Raw genomic sequence first — 16,761 nt, 5'->3', positions numbered from 1 at the left:
GGAATCCAGCCGTGGCAGCCGACTGCACCGCCGTCGTCCACGTGGACGACGAAGGCCGCAACGGCGGAAGCGTCCGTGCTGAGGACGGACTCCTGCGGAAATCGGCGGCGCCGACACCGCCACCGACCCGGAACAGCTCTTCCCCGCCGGTGGGCCGCCTTCTTCCGCGGAGCCCTCCGCCGCGTCGCCGCCCAGCGCAAGATCAGGCTGTCTGCACGCGGGTCGAGTGAACCGTTCTGTGGCGTGACCTCGTGTCATGAGTGGCCGGACGTGCCGGAGGCGGACGGGTGACAGTGAGTCAACCGGTGACAGCAATTCGGCGGTGCTCCGCCATCACCGACCTACGACAGGAGTCTTTCATGATCGGCAGGCGTACTTTCGGCAAGGCCGTGGGTGTGAGTACAGGGGCGGCGGTTTCGCTCGCGGGGCTGCAGCCGGCGTCGGCCGCGTCCCCGGTGATGTCCTCGGCCGGGGCGCCCGGGGCCGCTCCGGCGGCGCGCACATCGTTCACCACACTGAAGCGGACGAGGGCGGGTGTGCTGGACGTGGGTTACGCCGAGGCGGGTCCCGCGCACGGTCCCGTGGTGATCTGCCTGCACGGCTGGCCCTACGACATCCACAGCTTCGTCGACGTCGCCCCTCTGCTGGCGGGTCAGGGCTACCGGGTCATCGTGCCCTACCTCCGGGGTTACGGCACCACGCGCTTCCTGAGCGAGCGCACCGTCCGGAACGCCCAGCAGTCCGCCGTCGCGCTGGACATCGTCGCGCTGATGGACGCGCTCAACATCGACAAGGCCGTGTTGGCCGGCTTCGACTGGGGCTCGCGCACCGCCGACATCATCGCCGCCCTGTGGCCCGAGCGGGTCAAGGCACTGGTCTCGGTCGGCGGGTACCTCATCACCGATGTCGAAGCACAGAAGAACCCGCTGCCGCCCAAGAGCGAGTACGCCTGGTGGTACCAGTACTACTTCGGCACCGAACGCGGCCGCGAGGCGATGGAGAACCCCACCTACCGCCACGACCTGGCCCGTCTGGTCTGGGACACCGTCTCCCCGACCTGGCACTTCGACGACGCCACCTTCGAACGCACGGCCGCCGCGTTCGAGAACCCCGATCACCCGGCCATCGTCATCCACAACTACCGCTGGCGCCTGGGCCTGGCCGACGGCGAACGCCGTTACGACCGCTACGAGAAGCTGCTCGCCGCGCGCCCCCACATCCACGTCCCCACCATCACCCTCGACCCCGGCCACGACCCCTTCACCGCCCCCGGTGACGGTTCCACCTACCGCGACCACTTCGTCGGTCCCTACCAGCACCGAACGCTCCCCGACACGGGCCACAACCTCCCCCAGGAAGCTCCGGCCGCCTTCGCTCAGGCCGTCATTGACGCCGACCACCTATGACGCGGTGCCGGGTCATTTCGGGGCGGGCCGCGACGGCGAATCGTCGAGTTCGATGCGGATGCGGCCGGCGGACCCTGCGTCGAGCCCGGTGTAGATCGTTATGGCACGCCGCTCAAATGTCCACCGTTCAGCTTCGGCGCGGCGTGCTGGGCAGCGCGCCGGGCCGGGCGGGCGGGGTACCGGCCACGGCCGCGTTGTACAGGCGACGGACGTCGGAGCCGAAGTACGGGGCTGTACGAGATGTCTGCGGTGGGGCCGCCGGTCTTCCAACCGCCTATGCTGCCCACCACATCACCCGTTCCGGTGTGCGGGTCGAAGTTCGCCAGGAAGGGACCGCCGCTGGTACCCGACCGGTAGTCGGCGCAGGCGATCCGGAGGTACGACCCGGGCGTGCCGTCCGTCGGCGTGAACCGCGTCGTGGAGTTGGTGCAGGTCAGCGGTTGCCGATCCGTGTTCGGGTAGCCGATGAGCCGGACCCGGGGAAACACGTAACCGCGTCCGGTGACAAGGGTGTTACCGCCTACGACGTCCTGTACCCGCCTGCCGTCACTGCGTGCCCCGACCTGGGCGAACGCCACGTCCCACGAGGCACCCTTCCCATGCCCGCGATCGTAGTAGCGCTGATCGATCCAGACCCGGCTGCGTCCTCGGGAGTCGGTGGCGACCGGGAAGATGCCGTGCGGTCGCGGGCTCGTCGCGGTCCACTGCGGCACGAACGCCATCGAGCCGCCGGCCCTGGCGTCCATGCAGTGGCCCGCGGTCAGCACGATGTTGCGGTGCGGGCTGTTGATCACACTCGCGGTGCAGAAGTAGGATCCGCCGCCGCTTCGCAGGTACATCCGCCCGATCATCGCCAACCCGCCGAAGTGCGAGCTCGTCGGTCCGGAGCCCGTTACCCGGCCGGGCAGCGCACGCTGTGACGAGGACTTCCCCGCCGGCACCGGAAACGGCCTGGCCTCAGCCATACGTTGATCGGTCCAGAACCGCATCGCCGCCGCGGTCGTCCAGCGCGGTGCGGCGGGAACAGCAGGCGTGGCGCCGGCCGGGCCGGCCAGGCCGGGGACCGTGATCAGTCCGACGGTCCCACAGATGGCGGCCAATGAACTGAGCAGCTCGGTAGGTCTGTTCACTCGTGCGTTCCCCCGACGGGCGACCGGACAGGACAAGCTGACAATAGGGGACCACTTCTCGATGATCGAACGTTTTGCCGGGCAAGGGAGGGTGCACCGCGCAGGACCCCACGGACCTCGACCCCGGACGGTGGGGCCCTGCCCGCATGTACGAGGGCCCCAACCGCAGCAGCGAGTTGTTCGTTGTACAGGGTGAGGGGAACGGAGGAGACGTGGCCGAATGGTCGAGGCTGCTGTCCGAGCTCGCGCAAGAGCGCGGCACGGAACTGAACCAGTACGGCTTCCTGCTGTGCGGCGACCGCGCGGAGGCCGCCGACCTGGTGCAGGAAGCGCTGGTACGGGCCTTCTCCCGGCCTCGCCGTGCGTGGGAACTCGCGCAGGCGGAGGCATACGTACGCCGTACGATGCTCAACCGTTATCTGGACCTGCACCGGCGCCGCACCCGCTGGATCCGCGCACTTCCGCGGCTCGTGTCGCCGACACCGGTCGTGGACCACAGCGTGAGCGTCACGCACCGGATCGACCTGATGGAGGCCATGCGCCGTCTGTCGCCGAGGCAACGGGCTTGCGTGGTGCTCCGTTACTACGAGGACATGTCCACCGCAGCCATCGCGGAGCGGCTCGGCTGCGGTGAGGGAACCGTCAAGCGCCATCTGAGCGACGCGCTGGCACGGCTGGGCGCTCAGTTGCAGCCGCTGAGGGACCACGTCGCGCAGGAAAGGCTGGAGACATGAAGCCGGAGGACCTGCGCGAGCAGTTGCTGGCCGCCGCGCACCGTACGCCGCCACCGGAAATCGACATCGAGCACGTCCGGTCACGGGTGCGCAGACGCAGGCGCGCCCAGTACGCCGCCTTGGCCGGTGCCGGCCTGGCCGTGGCCGCCTCGGTGGTGCTGGGTACGGTGCACTCCACGTCCCCGCCGGAGGTCAGGACGCCGGCGGACTCGGTCAGGCGGCAGCCACCAGGGACGAGCGGCGCAGCCCCGACTGGAACCCCGGGCGCCAAGCCACCGGCCCCCCACTACACCTGTGGAGCGACGGTCCCGGCCCCATCCGGTCGGGGGGCCGTGACCGTACACATCACCGGTGTGCGCCGAGCCCCGGACGGAGCCCCCCAGGTCACCTACACGGTGACCGCGACCGCCCCCTCCGCCCTGCGTGTCTCCGGACGAACCGGCGAGCCACGGACCCTCGTGCTGAGAGAAGGCCGCATCGTCGCCGGCCAGGATCCGCCGCGACCATCGGCGACCCGTCGACCGGCGGACGAGGACACCCGGCACTCGCTGACCGTCGCCCCCGGCCACCCCTACCGCGCCCAACTCCCTCCGCTGCCGGGCCGGCCGTGCGCGGGAACGTCCTGGAGCTCGATGTGGAAAGGCGGCTACGAAGTCGCCGTCCTCCTCACCACCCAGAACCCAGCCACCCCCGGCACACCGGTCGCCGATCCGGTGATCGTCGCTCGTGCCCCGCTGACCGAATGACCGCTCCCACCTCGTCAACATGCCGTGGAGACATTCATGCGCCGTGCCCTGCTCCCCGCCGTCCCCGTCCTGCTCCTAGCCCTCGCCGCATGCGGGACGCCGTCCGACACGGGATCCGCCGCTCCGACCCACCGCGCCCCGACCACCACCCCTCCACAGAAGAACCAGGACCGGTCCCTGTCGTGCGGCGGCACCGTCGAACGCCCCGTCGTCAGCGGCCCGGACGATCGCCTGCAACTGACCGTCAGGTCCGCGCGCCGTCAGGGGGCCAGTCTGCTAGCGACCTACAGCATCACCTCCGCCGACCGGGCTCAGATGCTCAGTCTGCCGATCGGGGAAGTGCCGCCCACGGCCCTGCTGCTCAAGCATGGTGTCATCACCGGCCGTCAGAAGCCCGCCGTGGGCAACGGAACAGTGGACGGCAGGCCGGCCACGGGATACGCGGTCGGCCGCCACCCGTACACCAAGACCCTGGCGATCGACGCCCTCTGCCCGGGCACCACTTGGTCCGACGTGGACAACGACCCCGGCGACTACCGGACGGTCGTCGTGATGTCGGTCCAATCCCATGGGCGCCCCTCCACCCCGGCTTCCGGCAGTGTCCATCCACTGCCTCTCCTCGAAGCCATGCGCGAGATTCCCGTGAAGGATCCGGGAACGCGGTAGAGGGGCGCACTCAGTCCTCAGCGCGAGCCAGTGGTGGCGATGTCGGACACCGCCGCTGCCTGCACCGGGACCTCCGGCAGTTCCTTCGGCCAGCGACACCCGCATCATCCCCACGGCCGTACGACAGGACAACAGCCGCACGGACGATCATCCCGCGCCCGTCGTCACCCCGCACGGAATGGGGCAGCAGAGTCAGCGCCGCATACGAATGGGGTTCGCGGCGGCAAGAGATCGTGCACGTGCTGGACGTAGTGCAGGAACGTCTGATGCGTCATGCCCGGATTGTGGCGGATTGCGGCGGATGGCCGCGATCAGGGTCGGCATCATTCGTTTCTCCGGTGCAACGGGTGGAGATCGGCATCGCGGGGATGTCCGCGGTGCCGATCTCGACGGGTGTTCGTGGTGGATCGGTGCCGTGGCAGGTCAGCCCGCCATTTGCCGGATCGGTTCCGGGGTGGCTTCCGTCCGGTGGCGCCGGGCGGTGAGGCCGAGTGCGGCGGTGGCGACGGTCCCGGTGAGGGCGAGGATGCCCAGGGCGTTCGCCAGGGTGCCGACGGCGGAGGCGAGTGCGAGGACCACGAGCGGGCAGATGAACTGGCCGAGGAAGAAGGAGCCTGTCCACAGGCCGGTGCCGCGGCCGCGGTCGGCGTAGTGGAGCTTGGACATGGCGAGGGTGAGCAGGCTCGGCAGCATGATGCCGCTGCCGAGGCAGTTGATCACGGCACCGATGGTCAGGACGACGGGGTTGGGGGCGAGCCAGATCACCGCGAAGCCCAGGGCGCACAGGCCGAAGGCGGTGGGCAGCCAGACTTGCGGGCCGCGGCCGGCCCTGGCGAAGACGACGGCGCCGATCACGACCGCGGCGCTGGAGCTGGCTGTGGCCAGCCCGATCACGCCGGAGTTGCTGACGCCCATGTCGTCCAGGAGGAACGCCATCTCCACCTGGACGGTGTAGAAGAGGATGGCGCCGAAGACGGTCAGCGCGCACGTGCCGGCCAGCGGACGCCAGGGGAAGGGCCGCTTGGCCATCGGTTCCGCGGCGGTGGGGGAGGGCTCGTTCGCGCGGTCGGCCGGTCGGGGACGGGGCAGGAAGGCGGCCATGGCGGGGGCGAGCAGCAGGCTCACGGCGTAGGCCCAGAACGGTGCACGCCAGCCGGCCGATCCGGCAGCGCCGCCCAGCACGAAGAAGGCCGTCGCGGAGATCGAGGCGCACATCGTCTGCATCGCGAGGTAGCGGTCGCGTTGCCGGCCGGAGTAGTAGTCGCCGATCAGCGTGGTGCTGCAGGTCATGATGGCGGCTTCGGCGACACCGACGAGGGCGCGGCTGGCGACGATGGCGCCGAGGGAGTCCAGCCACAGGGGGGCGGTGCCGAGGATCGCGTACACCACGGTCGAGACGACGAGCAGGCGTTTGCGTCCGAGCCGGTCGACGATGACGCCGGCGAAGGGGGCCAGCAGCGCCAGGGAGAGGGCGGGGATGGTCAGGGCCATGGGGACGAGCGCGTCGACGCCCGGCACGTCGGCGAAGTGGGCCTGCATCTGCGGCAGGACGGGGGCGACGAGTACGGCGCCCAGGATGGGCAGGCAGCTTCCAGCCATCAGCAGCGTGAGGCGAAGCCGGTGGCCGGGGCCGGACACGGGCTGCTCGGTCGGGATGTCCTCGACGGCTGTGGGCGTCGGGGACGGGAGCGGGGGCACAGGCATGCGGGAACTCCACGTGGCAGGTCGGGAGGGGGACGGGCGGTTCGGCCGTCGTGGTCGGGTCGCCGGTACCGGTGGCAGCTTCGGAGCGGAGTGTCGATGACTGCCGGGCGTCGTGGCGGGGAGGCGCACCGGGCGCCTGCGCGGTCCCGGCCGGCGGGTGATGGTGCGGCTCCGGCGCCGGGTTGAGACGACTATGGGTCAAGGGGCAGGTCCTGCCTAGCCCTCATCCGATCGATATCGAAGATGTGGATCATCCGGGCTCTGGATGTCGGGCACCTGCAGGAGCCCGCTATCTCGGTGCGACCGTGGCGATACGGCCGGGCTCGGAAGCGGCCAGCTCCGCTCCCACCCGGGCCGCGGTCTCGCGCAGCCAGATGTGGGCCGCGTCGTGGGTGTGCACCGGGTGCCACCACAGCGTCTCCTGGAGAGGGACTGCCCCGTAGGGCGGTTCCATGAGGCGCACGGCGGCCACGCCGCGCAGCAGCTCGGCCAGGCGCTGCTGTACCAGGGCGATGCGGCGGGTGCCTGCGACCAGGAAGGGCAGCGCCTGGAAGCTGTCGACGGAGATCTCCACACGGGGATCGACGCCGAGCATGCTCAGCTGCCGGGCGGCCGGAGCGTCGTACGCGCGCTGGTAGACGACCCAGGGCAGCCGTGCCAGGTCGTCCATGGTCAGCTGGTCGCCGACCTCGTCGTTCGCCTCGGCCACCAGGAAGGCCCAGCGGTCGGTGAACAGGTCGACAGCGGGGAAACCGCTGATGACGCCGCGTGGCATCAGCAGCCCGTCGGCTGTGCTGAGCAGCGGTGCCGTGTCCTCCGTGACGTCGATGGGCGTCCGCTGGAAGCGCAGCCGTACTCCCGGGGCCTCGGCGTGCACGGTCCGGGCGAGTTCGGCGCCGAACACGGCGAGGGCGTAGTCGGAGGTGAGCAGGGTGAACTCGTGCTCCTCGCTGCCCGCGGCGAAGTCGGCCCTGCTGCTGAAGACCCGTTCCAGCAGGTCACAGGCGGTCGAGGTGCGGTCCAGCAGAGCGCGGCCGAGGGCGGTCAGTTCGTACTGCTTGCCGACGCGCGAGAGCAGGTCGTCGTCGAAGTGGCGGCGCAGGCGGGCCAGGGCCGCGCTCATCGCCGGCTGACTGAGCCCGACGCGCTGCCCGGCACGGGTGACGTTGCGTTCCTCCAACAAGGCCCGCAGGGACAGGACGAGATTGAGATCGAGGCCGGAGAGGGACACGACGCCTCCAGAACGAGGCCGCTTGCGGCAGCGACATTTGCGGCACAGATGATCAACATTCAAAGAATCTATTTCCCAGATTACGCGGTGGGGGTCACATTGGTCGCACCGCAATCTGGAGGACATTCCCGTGAAACCCGCAGCCGCTTCCACGTCCTTCTCCGGACCCTTCGCCCTTGGCGTCTTCTCCACCCCTGACCAGGCCTCTTTTCCTGGTCTCGTGACCCCCGGGGGGCGCGTGCTGGATCTTCCCACGGCCCTCGGAGAGCCGGCCCTGACGACCCGGGGGATATTCGAGCGCTGGGACGAGATGCTTCCCCGCCTGCACAAGCTCGCGGCCGACGAGACGGCCGACTGGCGACCGTTGGAGCACTTGCGGGCGCACGCGCCGGTCGAGCCCCGCCAGGTCTTCCAGTCCGGCGCCAACTACCGCCAGCACGTGATCGACCTGGAGGTCGCCCACCGCGCCCCCGACGACCCCCGCACCGTGGAGGAGGCGCGCGCCGAGATCGCCGCGGTCATGGACCGGCGGGCGGCCGAGGACCTGCCGTACGTGTTCACCGGCCTGCCGAGCGCGATCACCGGCCCCTTCGACGACGTCGTACTCCCTGACTGGGCCGAACAGCCCGACTGGGAGCTGGAGCTGGCGGCCGTCATCGCCAGGCCCACCCACCGGGTGACGGTCGAGGAGGCCCTGGGGCACGTCGCCGGCTACACCATCGCCAACGACCTCACCGACCGCGCCACCGTCTTCCGCCGGGACATGAAGGCCATCGGCACCGACTGGCTGCGCTGCAAGAACGCTCCCGGTTTCACCCCGCTCGGCCCGTGGATCGTGCCCGCCGAGTCGATCGCCGACCCGGGTGAACTGCGCGTCACGCTGAAGCTCAACGGCGAGACCATGCAGGACGAGTCCACCAAGGACATGCTCTTCGGCATCGCGCGACTGGTGTCGTACATCTCCCGGACCTGCCGGCTTCTGCCCGGCGACCTGGTGCTCACCGGCAGCCCGGCCGGCAACGGCATGCACTGGGGGCGGCTGCTGCGCGACGGCGACGTCATGGAGGGCTCCATCACGGGTCTGGGTGTGCAGCGCAACCGCTGCGTCGCCGAGAGGACCGCGTCGTGACGGCCCCGCTCGACCCCACGGACGCCGAGGGCGCGATCAACGAAGCCGCCAAGCGGTACTCCAACTGGGGGCGTTGGGGCGAGGACGACGTCCTCGGCACGCTGAACTTCCTCGACGAGGCCAAGCGCCGCGAGGGCGCGGCACTGGTCCGCCGGGGTGTCAGCTTCTCGCTGTCGCAGCCGTTCGACATGAACGGACCGCAGAAGGGCTGGCGCCGCCGCACCAACCCCGTCCACACCATGCTGGACACGGGCACGGACGCGGCGCTGGGCAACCAGGGCTTTCCGCACGGCATCGGCGGCGCCGACGACGTGATCGCGATGCCGCTGCAGTGCTCCACCCAGTGGGACGGGCTCGGGCACATCTTCGACCACGGCAAGGCGTGGAACGGACGCGACGCCGCGAAGACCGTCACCTCCGAGGGTGATCTGGTCACCGGCATCGAGCACATGGCGCCGTACGTCGCCGGGCGCGGAGTCCTCCTCGATGCCGGACGGGTGATCGGCGACGAACGCGGAGAACTGCCGGACGGTTTCGCGATCACGGAGGAACACCTGACCGCGACGGCCGAGGCGCACGGCGTGGTCGTCGGCCGTGGTGACATCGTCGTCGTCCGGACCGGGCGGCTGGCGCGCGCCCGCCGCGAGGGCTGGGGCGACTACGCCGGCGGAGACGCTCCCGGTCTGTCCTTCATCACCGCCGGCTGGCTGCACGCGAGCGAGATCGCCGCGATCGCCACCGACACCTGGGGCTTCGAGGTACGGCCGAACGAGTTCGACGGCGCCTTCCAGCCGCTGCACCAGGTCGTCATCCCCAACATGGGCCTGCTGATCGGCGAGATGTGGGACCCCGACGCCCTCGCGGCCGACTGCGCCTCCGACGGCGTGTACGAGTTCTGGCTCACCGCCGCGCCCCTGCCCATCACCGGAGCCGTCGGCTCCCCCGTCAATCCCGTCGCCGTCAAGTGACCTGCCCGACAAAGGAGTTGGCCATGGAAGGAAAGAGAGTCCTGGTCATCGGAGGGGGCACCTCCGGCAATGTCATGACCGTGCTGCTGCGGCGGGCCGGCACCGACGTCGACCTCGTCGAGGTCAGACCGGACTGGAACGTACGCGGCTCCGGCATCACCCTTCAGGGCAACGCCCTGCGCGTGCTGCGCGAGATCGGCGTCTGGGACGAGGTCCGCGAGCACGGCTTCGGCTTCGACTCCCTGGGGCTGACGACGCCCGACGGCACCGTGCTGCACGTCGGCGACGTCCTCCGCACCGGCGGAGACGACCTCCCCGCCACCCTCGGCATGCAGCGCCCGGTACTCCAGCGCATCCTCGTCGACGCCGTCCGGGCATCCGGCGCGAACGTCCGGCTCGGCACCACCGCCGAGATCCTCACCGAGGACGACACGTCAGTGACCGTCCGGTTCAGTGACGGCACCGAGGGCAGCTACGACCTCGTCGTGGCCGCAGACGGCCTGCACTCCGCGACCCGCGCCGCCATCGGCATCGACGTCAAACCCGAGCCGACCGGCATGGCCATCTGGCGTGTCCCGGCGCCCCGCCCGGCAGGCGTGGAGCGCAGCGACCTCTCGCACGGTGGGCCCTGCTACATCGCCGGCTACACGCCCACCAGCAAGGACACGGTCTACGCCTATCTGGTGGAGCCCAGCCGCGACCGCGCCACGATCCCGCCCGAGTCCTACGCGCAGGAGATGCGCCGCCTCGCCGAGGGCTACGGCGGTGCCTGGGACGAGATCCGCGACTCGATCAACGACCCGGCGCAGGTGAACTACACCTGGTTCGACCGGATGCTGGTCGAGGGGTCCTGGCACCGGGGCCGGGTCGTCCTCGTCGGCGACGCCGCGCACTGCTGCCCGCCCACGATGGCCCAGGGCGCGGCGATGGCCATGGAGGACGCCTGGGTGCTGTCCCAGCTGCTGACCAGCGGATCCGCATGGGACGAGGAACTGCTCACGCGCTACTACGAGCGCCGGGTCGACCGGGTCCGGATGGTAGTCCAGGCGTCCGTGCAGATCGGGCAGTGGCAGCTCGACGGCGTGCACGGTGACGTGCCCGGCCTACTGGACGCCACCATGCCGGTGCTCAGGGAGCTGCCGTGACGGCCCACCCTGCCCCGGCTACCGCTGCGAGAGGCCCCCAGTCCGATCCCCGCCCCTCGCCGAGCGTTGACACGCACCCCGTTCGGACGGTGGACGTGCACGCGCACCTCCTCCTGCCCGAGGTCGAGGCCCTGGTGGCCGACCTGCCGGGCCTGGCGGAGGCCAGGGCCCTCGACGCCCGCCGCAACGGGCCCGCGGCCCAGGCCGTCAACGGCCCCATGGTCCGCGAACGCGTCCCGATCCTCACCGACGTGCGCCTACGTCTGGCCGCGATGGACGCGCAGGGCGTGGACGTCCAGCTGGTCAGCCCGTCCCCTTCGCACTACCACTACTGGGCGGACGAGGAGACGGCCGAGAAGCTCTACCGGCTCGCGGGCGAGGCGACGGCCGCGCACTGTGCACAGGCGCCCGACCGGCTGCGAGGGCTGGGTCTCGCCCCCCTCCAGCATCCGGAGCAGGCCGTGCGGGCCCTCGAACACGCCCTGGACCAGGGGCTTTTGGGTGTGGAGATCTCCAGTCACGCGCCGGGCCGGGAGCTGTCCGATCCTGTGTACGAACCCTTCTGGAAGCGGGCCGAGGAGACGGGCGCGATCCTCTTCCTGCACCCCTTCGGCTGCACGCTCGACGAGCGCCTTGCCCAGTGGTACCTGTCCAACACCGTCGGACAGCCCACCGAGAACGCCGTCGCCCTGTCCCATCTGATCTTCTCCGGAGTGCTGGACCGGCATCCCGACCTGAAGATCGTCGCGGCTCACGGCGGCGGCTACCTGCCCACTCACATCGGCCGCAGCGACCACGCCTGGTCGGCTCGCTCCGACGCGGGCGCCGGCTGCGCCCACCGGCCCAGCAGCTACCTCAAGCGGATCTACTTCGACTCCCTCGTCCACGACTCTCACGTGCTGCGGGAGCTGGTCCGCGCGGTGGGCGCGGACCGGGTGCTGCTCGGCTCCGACTTCCCCTTCGACATGGGCACCGAAGACCCCGTGGGCGCGCTGCGCGCGGCGGGGCTGTCCGACCCGGACTTCCATGCCGTACGAGGCGGCAATGCCGCCGCCCTCCTTCGGAAGGACTGACATCATGCGTCTGCTCACCCATCTGCGGCATGTCGACCTGGCCGTGCCCGACTACGACAAGCAGCTCGACTTCTACGCCGGCGTCTGGGGCCTGACCAAGGTCGCCGAGGACTCCGGGATCTCGTTCCTGGCCGCCGAGGGCTCCCCGGAGCAGTACGTCGTGCGGCTGCGCAAGGCCGACGAGAAGCGGCTCGACCTCGTTTCGTACGGTGCGGCCTCAGTGCCGGACGTGGACACCCTCGCCGATCGACTTCTCGTCGGTGGCGTGCAGTTGATCTCGCAGCCGGGCAAGGTCGACACTCCCGGCGGTGGCTACGGCTTCCGCTTCTTCGACGTCGACGGACGCACCATCGAGGTCTCGGCGGACGTCGACGTCAGGCAGCACCGCAAGATCGAAGAGAAAGAGGCGATCCCGGTCAAGCTGTCGCACGTCGTCCTCAACTCCCCTGACCTGAACCGCACTCGGGAGTGGTACGAGCGTCACCTCGGGTTCCGGCTCTCCGACACGCTGATGCATCCCAAGATGGGCGAAGCAATGCACTTCATGCGTATCAGCAACCAGCACCACTCCATGGCCATAGCCCAGGGGCCGCACACCGCCCTGCACCACGTCTCCTTCGAGATGCGCGGCATCGACGAGTACATGCGGGGCTCCGGACGGGTGCTCCGGGCCGGCTTCCGCAAGATCTGGGGCCCCGGTCGGCACCTGGCGGGCGACAACACCTTCACCTACTTCCTGGACCCGCAGGGCAACACGGTCGAGTACACCACCGAGCTGGAGCTGCTGGACGAGGACACCTGGCACCCGCATGTCTACGACTTCTCCCAGCCCGAGGTCACCGACCAGTGGGGAACGGCGAACCCGATGAACGAGCTGGTCGCCAAGGAGTCGTTCAACGACGTCGACCGCGGCGTGTTCGTCGCCCCGCCGGTCTGATCCCTCACGTTCCGGGGGCGCGGGGCCCTGTCCTCCGCCCTGACTCCCTGCCCCACGTCACCGGTCCCCTTCTGCCGACGCCCGTCGGAACCTGGAGCCGCACATGCGATTCGCCGCCTACGAACACGAGCAACAACACCGCGTCGCCGTCGTCGAGGCGGACGGCACCCTGTACCCGGTCCCCGGGGCGCGCTCGCTCACGGAGCTGATCCGCTCCGGCGACGGACTCGACGCGCTCCTGCACGCCGGCGCCGCCACGCTCGACGTCCCGCCGGGCCCCCACGTGTCCGAGGTGCGACTGCTGCCACCGCTTCAGCCGCCCACCGTGCGTGACTTCGTCACCTTCGAGGAGCACGTCGAAGGGGTCCGGCGGTCCGTGGACGGCGTCGGCGGGGTGCCCGAAGCCTGGTACGACGCCCCGACGTTCTACTTCACCAACCCGTACGCCGTCATCGGCGCCCACGACGACGTCCCGGTGCCGCCGGGCAGCGAAGTCCTCGACTTCGAGCTGGAGGTCGCCGCCGTCGTCGGCCAGGAGGGGCGGGACCTGACGCCAGAGCAGGCACGGGACCACATCATCGGCTACACGGTCTTCAACGACTGGTCGGCCCGCGACCTGCAGTCCCGCGAGATGCAGGTCCGCCTCGGCCCGTGCAAGGGCAAGGACACCGCCGCCACCCTCGGCCCGTACCTGGTCACCGCCGACGAACTGGAGCCGTACCGCGACACCGACGGCTTTCTGCGCCTGGCGCTGACCGCCTCGGTGAACGGCGAGGTCGTCGGCAAGGACCTGCTGTCCAACATGAGCTGGACCTTCGAGGAGATGGTCGCCTACGCCTCGCGCGGCAGCGTCGTACGCCCCGGCGACGTGCTCGGCTCCGGCACCTGCGGCAACGGCGGGTGCCTCGCCGAGCTGTGGGGCGTCCGGGGCGAGCAGTCCCCGCCCCCGCTGAAGCCGGGCGACACCGTCACCCTCACCGTGGAGGGCATCGGCACCGTCTCCAACACCGTGGTGGCGGGCAGGGATCCGCAGCCGCTGCCGACCGCCCGCCGCCGTACCAGGGAGCGGCCGTGAACGACCTGCACCCCAAGAGGCTCCTCGGCAAGGTCGTCGTCGTCACCGGCGCAGCGCGCGGCCAGGGCGCCGCCGAGGCCGAGGCCCTGACCCGTGAGGGCGCCCGCGTCATCGCCACCGACGTGGCCGATGCCCCCGGCTGCCGCCGCCTCGATGTCACCGACGAGGAGCACTGGACACAGTTGGCCGCCGAGTTGCGGGAGTCGTACGGCCAGGTGCACGGTCTGGTCAACAACGCGGGCATCACTTGGCGTGCTCGCCTCGGCGATGTGACCCCCGACGACTTCGCCCGCGTCCACGCCGTCAACGTCACGGGTCCGCTGCTGGGCATCCAGCACCTGACGCCGCTGATGCCGCCCGGCTCGTCCATCGTCAACGTCGGCTCCACCGCCGCGCTCAGCGGCCATTACCCGGTCGCCTACACAACCAGCAAATGGGCACTGCGCGGCCTGTCGAAGACCGCAGCCATGGAGCTGGGCCCGCGCGGCATCCGCGTCAACACGGTCCACCCCGGCTTCATCGAGACCGAGATGACCACCTCCGCCCCGCCCGCCTTCCGTGAGGCGAACATCCGCGAGACACCTCTCGGCCGCACCGGCACGGTGGACGAGGTCGCCCCGCTCGTGGTCTTCCTCCTGTCCGACGAGTCGTCCTTCATCACCGGCGCCGAGATCCCGGTCGACGGCGGACTCACCGCGCACGGTGGGGTCAAGTCCGTCTCGGACGCTCTGGGTTCGGCTGCTTCGAGTTCGGAGGGGAATTGAAACGCTGGAAGGGAAGGTGGCCTGATGTCGGGCACGGCCCGCGGTCAGGGACGCGCGGCGGCGCTGCGGTTCGCGGCCGAGGGCGCGATCGTCGTCGGTCGGCGACCTGCGGCACGAGTCCGCGCTGGTGACCCAGCGTCTCGTCGCGCAGGCGGGGGCACGGCGTCCGCCTCCGGCCCGCTGGCCGCGGACGCCTTCGGGGGCATCGACATCCTGTACGCCAACGCCGGCGCCGTCTGTTTCGGTGTGGGCGACACCCAGCCGTACGAGGACTTCGGCTTCACGATGCGCGCCAGCTGGACTCGGTGTGGTCGGCCGCGCACATCGCCTGGCCCTACCTGGTGGGCAGTCGCGGCTGCATCGTCACTGTGGGGTCAACTGCGGGCCAGACCGGTTCGCCCACCAACCAGCGGACCGCCATCCCCCGGCCGACGACCATCCCAAGCGGATCAACGCCCGCCACATCCCCCTCGCCCACATCGGGCTCCCCGAGGAGGTCGTCAACGCGGCGGTCTTCCTCGCCTCGGACGAGGCGTCCACATCACCGGCGCCGACCTCGTCGTCGACGGCGGCTGGTTGTCCGTACTCCCCGGCTGAAAGGGACCACTTCCGTGAACAAGGTGAGCACGAACGCCGACGAGGCGGTCGCCGACATTCCCGACGGCGCGTCACTGGCCGTCGGCGGCTTCGGCCTGAGCGGCATCCCCGAAGTGGTGATCCGGGCCCTGCACGAGCAGGGCGCCACCGGCCTGAAGGTCGTGTCGAACAACTGCGGCGTGGACGGCCGCGGGCTGGGCGTGCTGCTCGCCGCCGGCCGGATCGCCCGCGTGACGGGCAGTTACGTCGGCGAGAACAAGGAGTTCGCCCGCCAGTACCTGTCGGGCGAGCTGGAGGTGGAGCTGGTGCCGCAGGGGACACTGGCCGAGCGGCTGCGTGCCGGCGGCGCGGGCATCCCCGCGTTCTACACCCCGGCCGGTGTGGGCACCCAGGTCGCGACGGGCGGTCTGCCGTGGAGGTATGCGGCGGACGGTTCGGTCGCCGTGGCCTCCCCGCCCAAGGAGACCCGGGAATTCCACGGCAGACCGCACGTCCTGGAGCACGCCATCACCACCGACTTCGCCCTCGTCCGGGCCTGGCGGGGGGACCGGCACGGGAACCTGGTCTTCCGCCGGGCCGCGGCCAACTTCAACCCGCTCGCGGCGATGGCCGGCCGGGTCACGATCGCCGAGGTCGAAGAGCTCGTGGAACCGGGCGAGCTGAGCCCCGACGCCGTCCACCTCCCCGGCGTCTTCGTCCAGCGGATCGTGGAGCTCACCCCCGCTCAGGCCGCTGACAAACGGATCGAGAAGAGGACGATACGAGCATGAGCACGACGACGGACACTCCCACGGGCTGGACCCGCGACCAGATGGCCGCCCGCGCCGCCGCCGAACTCACCGACGGCACCTACGTCAACCTGGGCATCGGCCTGCCCACCCTCATCCCCGGCCATCTCCCACCCGACGTGCAGGTGGTGCTGCACTCCGAGAACGGCATCCTGGGCACCGGCCGCTATCCGACCGCCGACGAGGTCGACCCGGATCTCATCAACGCGGGCAAGGAGACGGTCACCGTCCTGCCCGGCGCGTCCTTCTTCGACTCGGCGCTGTCCTTCGGCATGATCCGCGGCGGTCACATCGACACCGCTGTGCTGGGCGCCATGCAGGTGTCGGAACGCGGCGACCTGGCCAACTGGATGATCCCCGGAAAGATGGTCAAGGGCATGGGCGGAGCGATGGACCTCGTCCACGGCGCCCGCCGGGTCGTCGTCCTGATGGAGCACACCGCCAAGGACGGCAGCCCGAAGATCCTGACCGAGTGCACCCTGCCGCTGACCGGCGAACGGTGTGTCCACCGGATCATCACCGACCTCGGCGTCCTCGACGTTGTACCCGACGGCCTCGCCGTCGTCGAGACCGCACCCGGCATCACCCTCGACGAGATCACCGCGAAGACGGCCGCGCCCCTGCGGACCGACGCCGTCACCGCTGCCTGCTGAACGCGGTCGGCCACG

The 16,761-nt window shown here is 70.5% G+C and carries 16 protein-coding genes; 13 read left to right on the top strand and 3 right to left on the bottom strand.

What is annotated here, in order from left to right; translation table 11 throughout:
* Positions 1–359: 359 nt before the first annotated feature.
* Complete coding sequence (locus ACWC21_RS08485; RefSeq protein ID WP_450879456.1) at positions 360–1,406, top strand: alpha/beta fold hydrolase; 1,047 nt, start codon at positions 360–362, stop codon at positions 1,404–1,406.
* A gap of 98 nt (positions 1,407–1,504) precedes the next feature.
* Here the strand turns inward: ACWC21_RS08485 and ACWC21_RS08480 are convergent, their stop codons facing one another.
* A complete protein-coding gene (locus ACWC21_RS08480; RefSeq protein WP_450879454.1) occupies positions 1,505–2,245 on the bottom strand; it encodes a trypsin-like serine peptidase in 741 nt (246 codons plus the stop codon).
* Between the two features lie 503 nt (positions 2,246–2,748).
* Between ACWC21_RS08480 and ACWC21_RS08475 the strand changes: the two genes are divergently transcribed.
* The 3 genes from ACWC21_RS08475 to ACWC21_RS08465 are packed head-to-tail and all read left to right on the top strand — an operon-like array spanning position 2,749 to position 4,682.
* Entirely contained in the window at positions 2,749–3,270 is a 522-nt protein-coding gene (locus ACWC21_RS08475; protein WP_450879453.1) for a sigma-70 family RNA polymerase sigma factor, read from the top strand.
* On the top strand, positions 3,267–4,016 hold the full coding sequence (locus ACWC21_RS08470; protein ID WP_450879451.1) for a hypothetical protein: 750 nt from the start codon (positions 3,267–3,269) through the stop codon (positions 4,014–4,016). Before ACWC21_RS08475 ends, ACWC21_RS08470 begins: the two co-directional genes overlap by 4 nt.
* A gap of 36 nt (positions 4,017–4,052) precedes the next feature.
* Positions 4,053–4,682: a hypothetical protein gene (locus ACWC21_RS08465; RefSeq protein WP_450879449.1), complete on the top strand. Its 630-nt coding sequence runs from the start codon at positions 4,053–4,055 to the stop codon at positions 4,680–4,682.
* A 423-nt stretch (positions 4,683–5,105) separates the two neighbouring features.
* Here the strand turns inward: ACWC21_RS08465 and ACWC21_RS08460 are convergent, their stop codons facing one another.
* Together ACWC21_RS08460 and ACWC21_RS08455 are read right to left on the bottom strand one after the other, a co-directional pair.
* A complete protein-coding gene (locus ACWC21_RS08460; protein ID WP_450879447.1) occupies positions 5,106–6,386 on the bottom strand; it encodes an MFS transporter in 1,281 nt (426 codons plus the stop codon).
* 289 nt (positions 6,387–6,675) lie between these two features.
* Positions 6,676–7,617 carry a LysR family transcriptional regulator gene (locus ACWC21_RS08455; RefSeq protein ID WP_450879445.1) on the bottom strand — a complete coding sequence of 314 codons (942 nt, stop codon included), beginning with the start codon at positions 7,615–7,617 and terminating at the stop codon, positions 6,676–6,678.
* Between the two features lie 130 nt (positions 7,618–7,747).
* On the opposite strand from ACWC21_RS08455, the gene ACWC21_RS08450 reads away from it, so the two are divergent.
* The 9 genes from ACWC21_RS08450 (at position 7,748) to ACWC21_RS08410 (ending at position 16,746) form a co-directional block, all read left to right on the top strand.
* A complete protein-coding gene (locus ACWC21_RS08450; protein ID WP_450879443.1) occupies positions 7,748–8,746 on the top strand; it encodes a fumarylacetoacetate hydrolase family protein in 999 nt (332 codons plus the stop codon).
* A complete protein-coding gene (locus tag ACWC21_RS08445; protein ID WP_450879441.1) occupies positions 8,743–9,714 on the top strand; it encodes a cyclase family protein in 972 nt (323 codons plus the stop codon). The genes ACWC21_RS08450 and ACWC21_RS08445 overlap by 4 nt, the downstream gene beginning before the upstream one ends.
* A 23-nt stretch (positions 9,715–9,737) precedes the next feature.
* Positions 9,738–10,859, top strand: coding sequence for an FAD-dependent oxidoreductase (locus tag ACWC21_RS08440; RefSeq protein ID WP_450879439.1), 1,122 nt, complete (start codon positions 9,738–9,740; stop codon positions 10,857–10,859).
* A gap of 89 nt (positions 10,860–10,948) precedes the next feature.
* Positions 10,949–11,932 carry an amidohydrolase family protein gene (locus tag ACWC21_RS08435; RefSeq protein ID WP_450879437.1) on the top strand — a complete coding sequence of 328 codons (984 nt, stop codon included), beginning with the start codon at positions 10,949–10,951 and terminating at the stop codon, positions 11,930–11,932.
* Positions 11,933–11,936: 4 nt separating this feature from the next.
* A complete protein-coding gene (locus tag ACWC21_RS08430; protein WP_450879435.1) occupies positions 11,937–12,869 on the top strand; it encodes a VOC family protein in 933 nt (310 codons plus the stop codon).
* Positions 12,870–12,972: 103 nt separating this feature from the next.
* Positions 12,973–13,944, top strand: a complete 972-nt coding sequence (locus ACWC21_RS08425) for a fumarylacetoacetate hydrolase family protein (RefSeq protein WP_450879433.1) — start codon at positions 12,973–12,975, stop codon at positions 13,942–13,944.
* Positions 13,941–14,708: an SDR family NAD(P)-dependent oxidoreductase gene (locus ACWC21_RS08420; RefSeq protein ID WP_450879432.1), complete on the top strand. Its 768-nt coding sequence runs from the start codon at positions 13,941–13,943 to the stop codon at positions 14,706–14,708. The genes ACWC21_RS08425 and ACWC21_RS08420 overlap by 4 nt, the downstream gene beginning before the upstream one ends.
* A gap of 611 nt (positions 14,709–15,319) precedes the next feature.
* A complete protein-coding gene (locus tag ACWC21_RS08415) occupies positions 15,320–16,075 on the top strand; it encodes a CoA transferase subunit A (RefSeq protein WP_450879430.1) in 756 nt (251 codons plus the stop codon).
* Entirely contained in the window at positions 16,072–16,746 is a 675-nt protein-coding gene (locus ACWC21_RS08410) for a CoA transferase subunit B (protein ID WP_450879428.1), read from the top strand. The genes ACWC21_RS08415 and ACWC21_RS08410 overlap by 4 nt, the downstream gene beginning before the upstream one ends.
* The last annotated feature ends 15 nt before the right edge of the window (positions 16,747–16,761 follow it).

The sequence above is a fragment of the Streptomyces sp. NPDC001348 genome, from assembly GCF_053597535.1.
The sequence above is the reverse complement of the archived record's forward strand: the minus strand, read 5'-3'. Positions and strand labels throughout refer to the sequence as shown.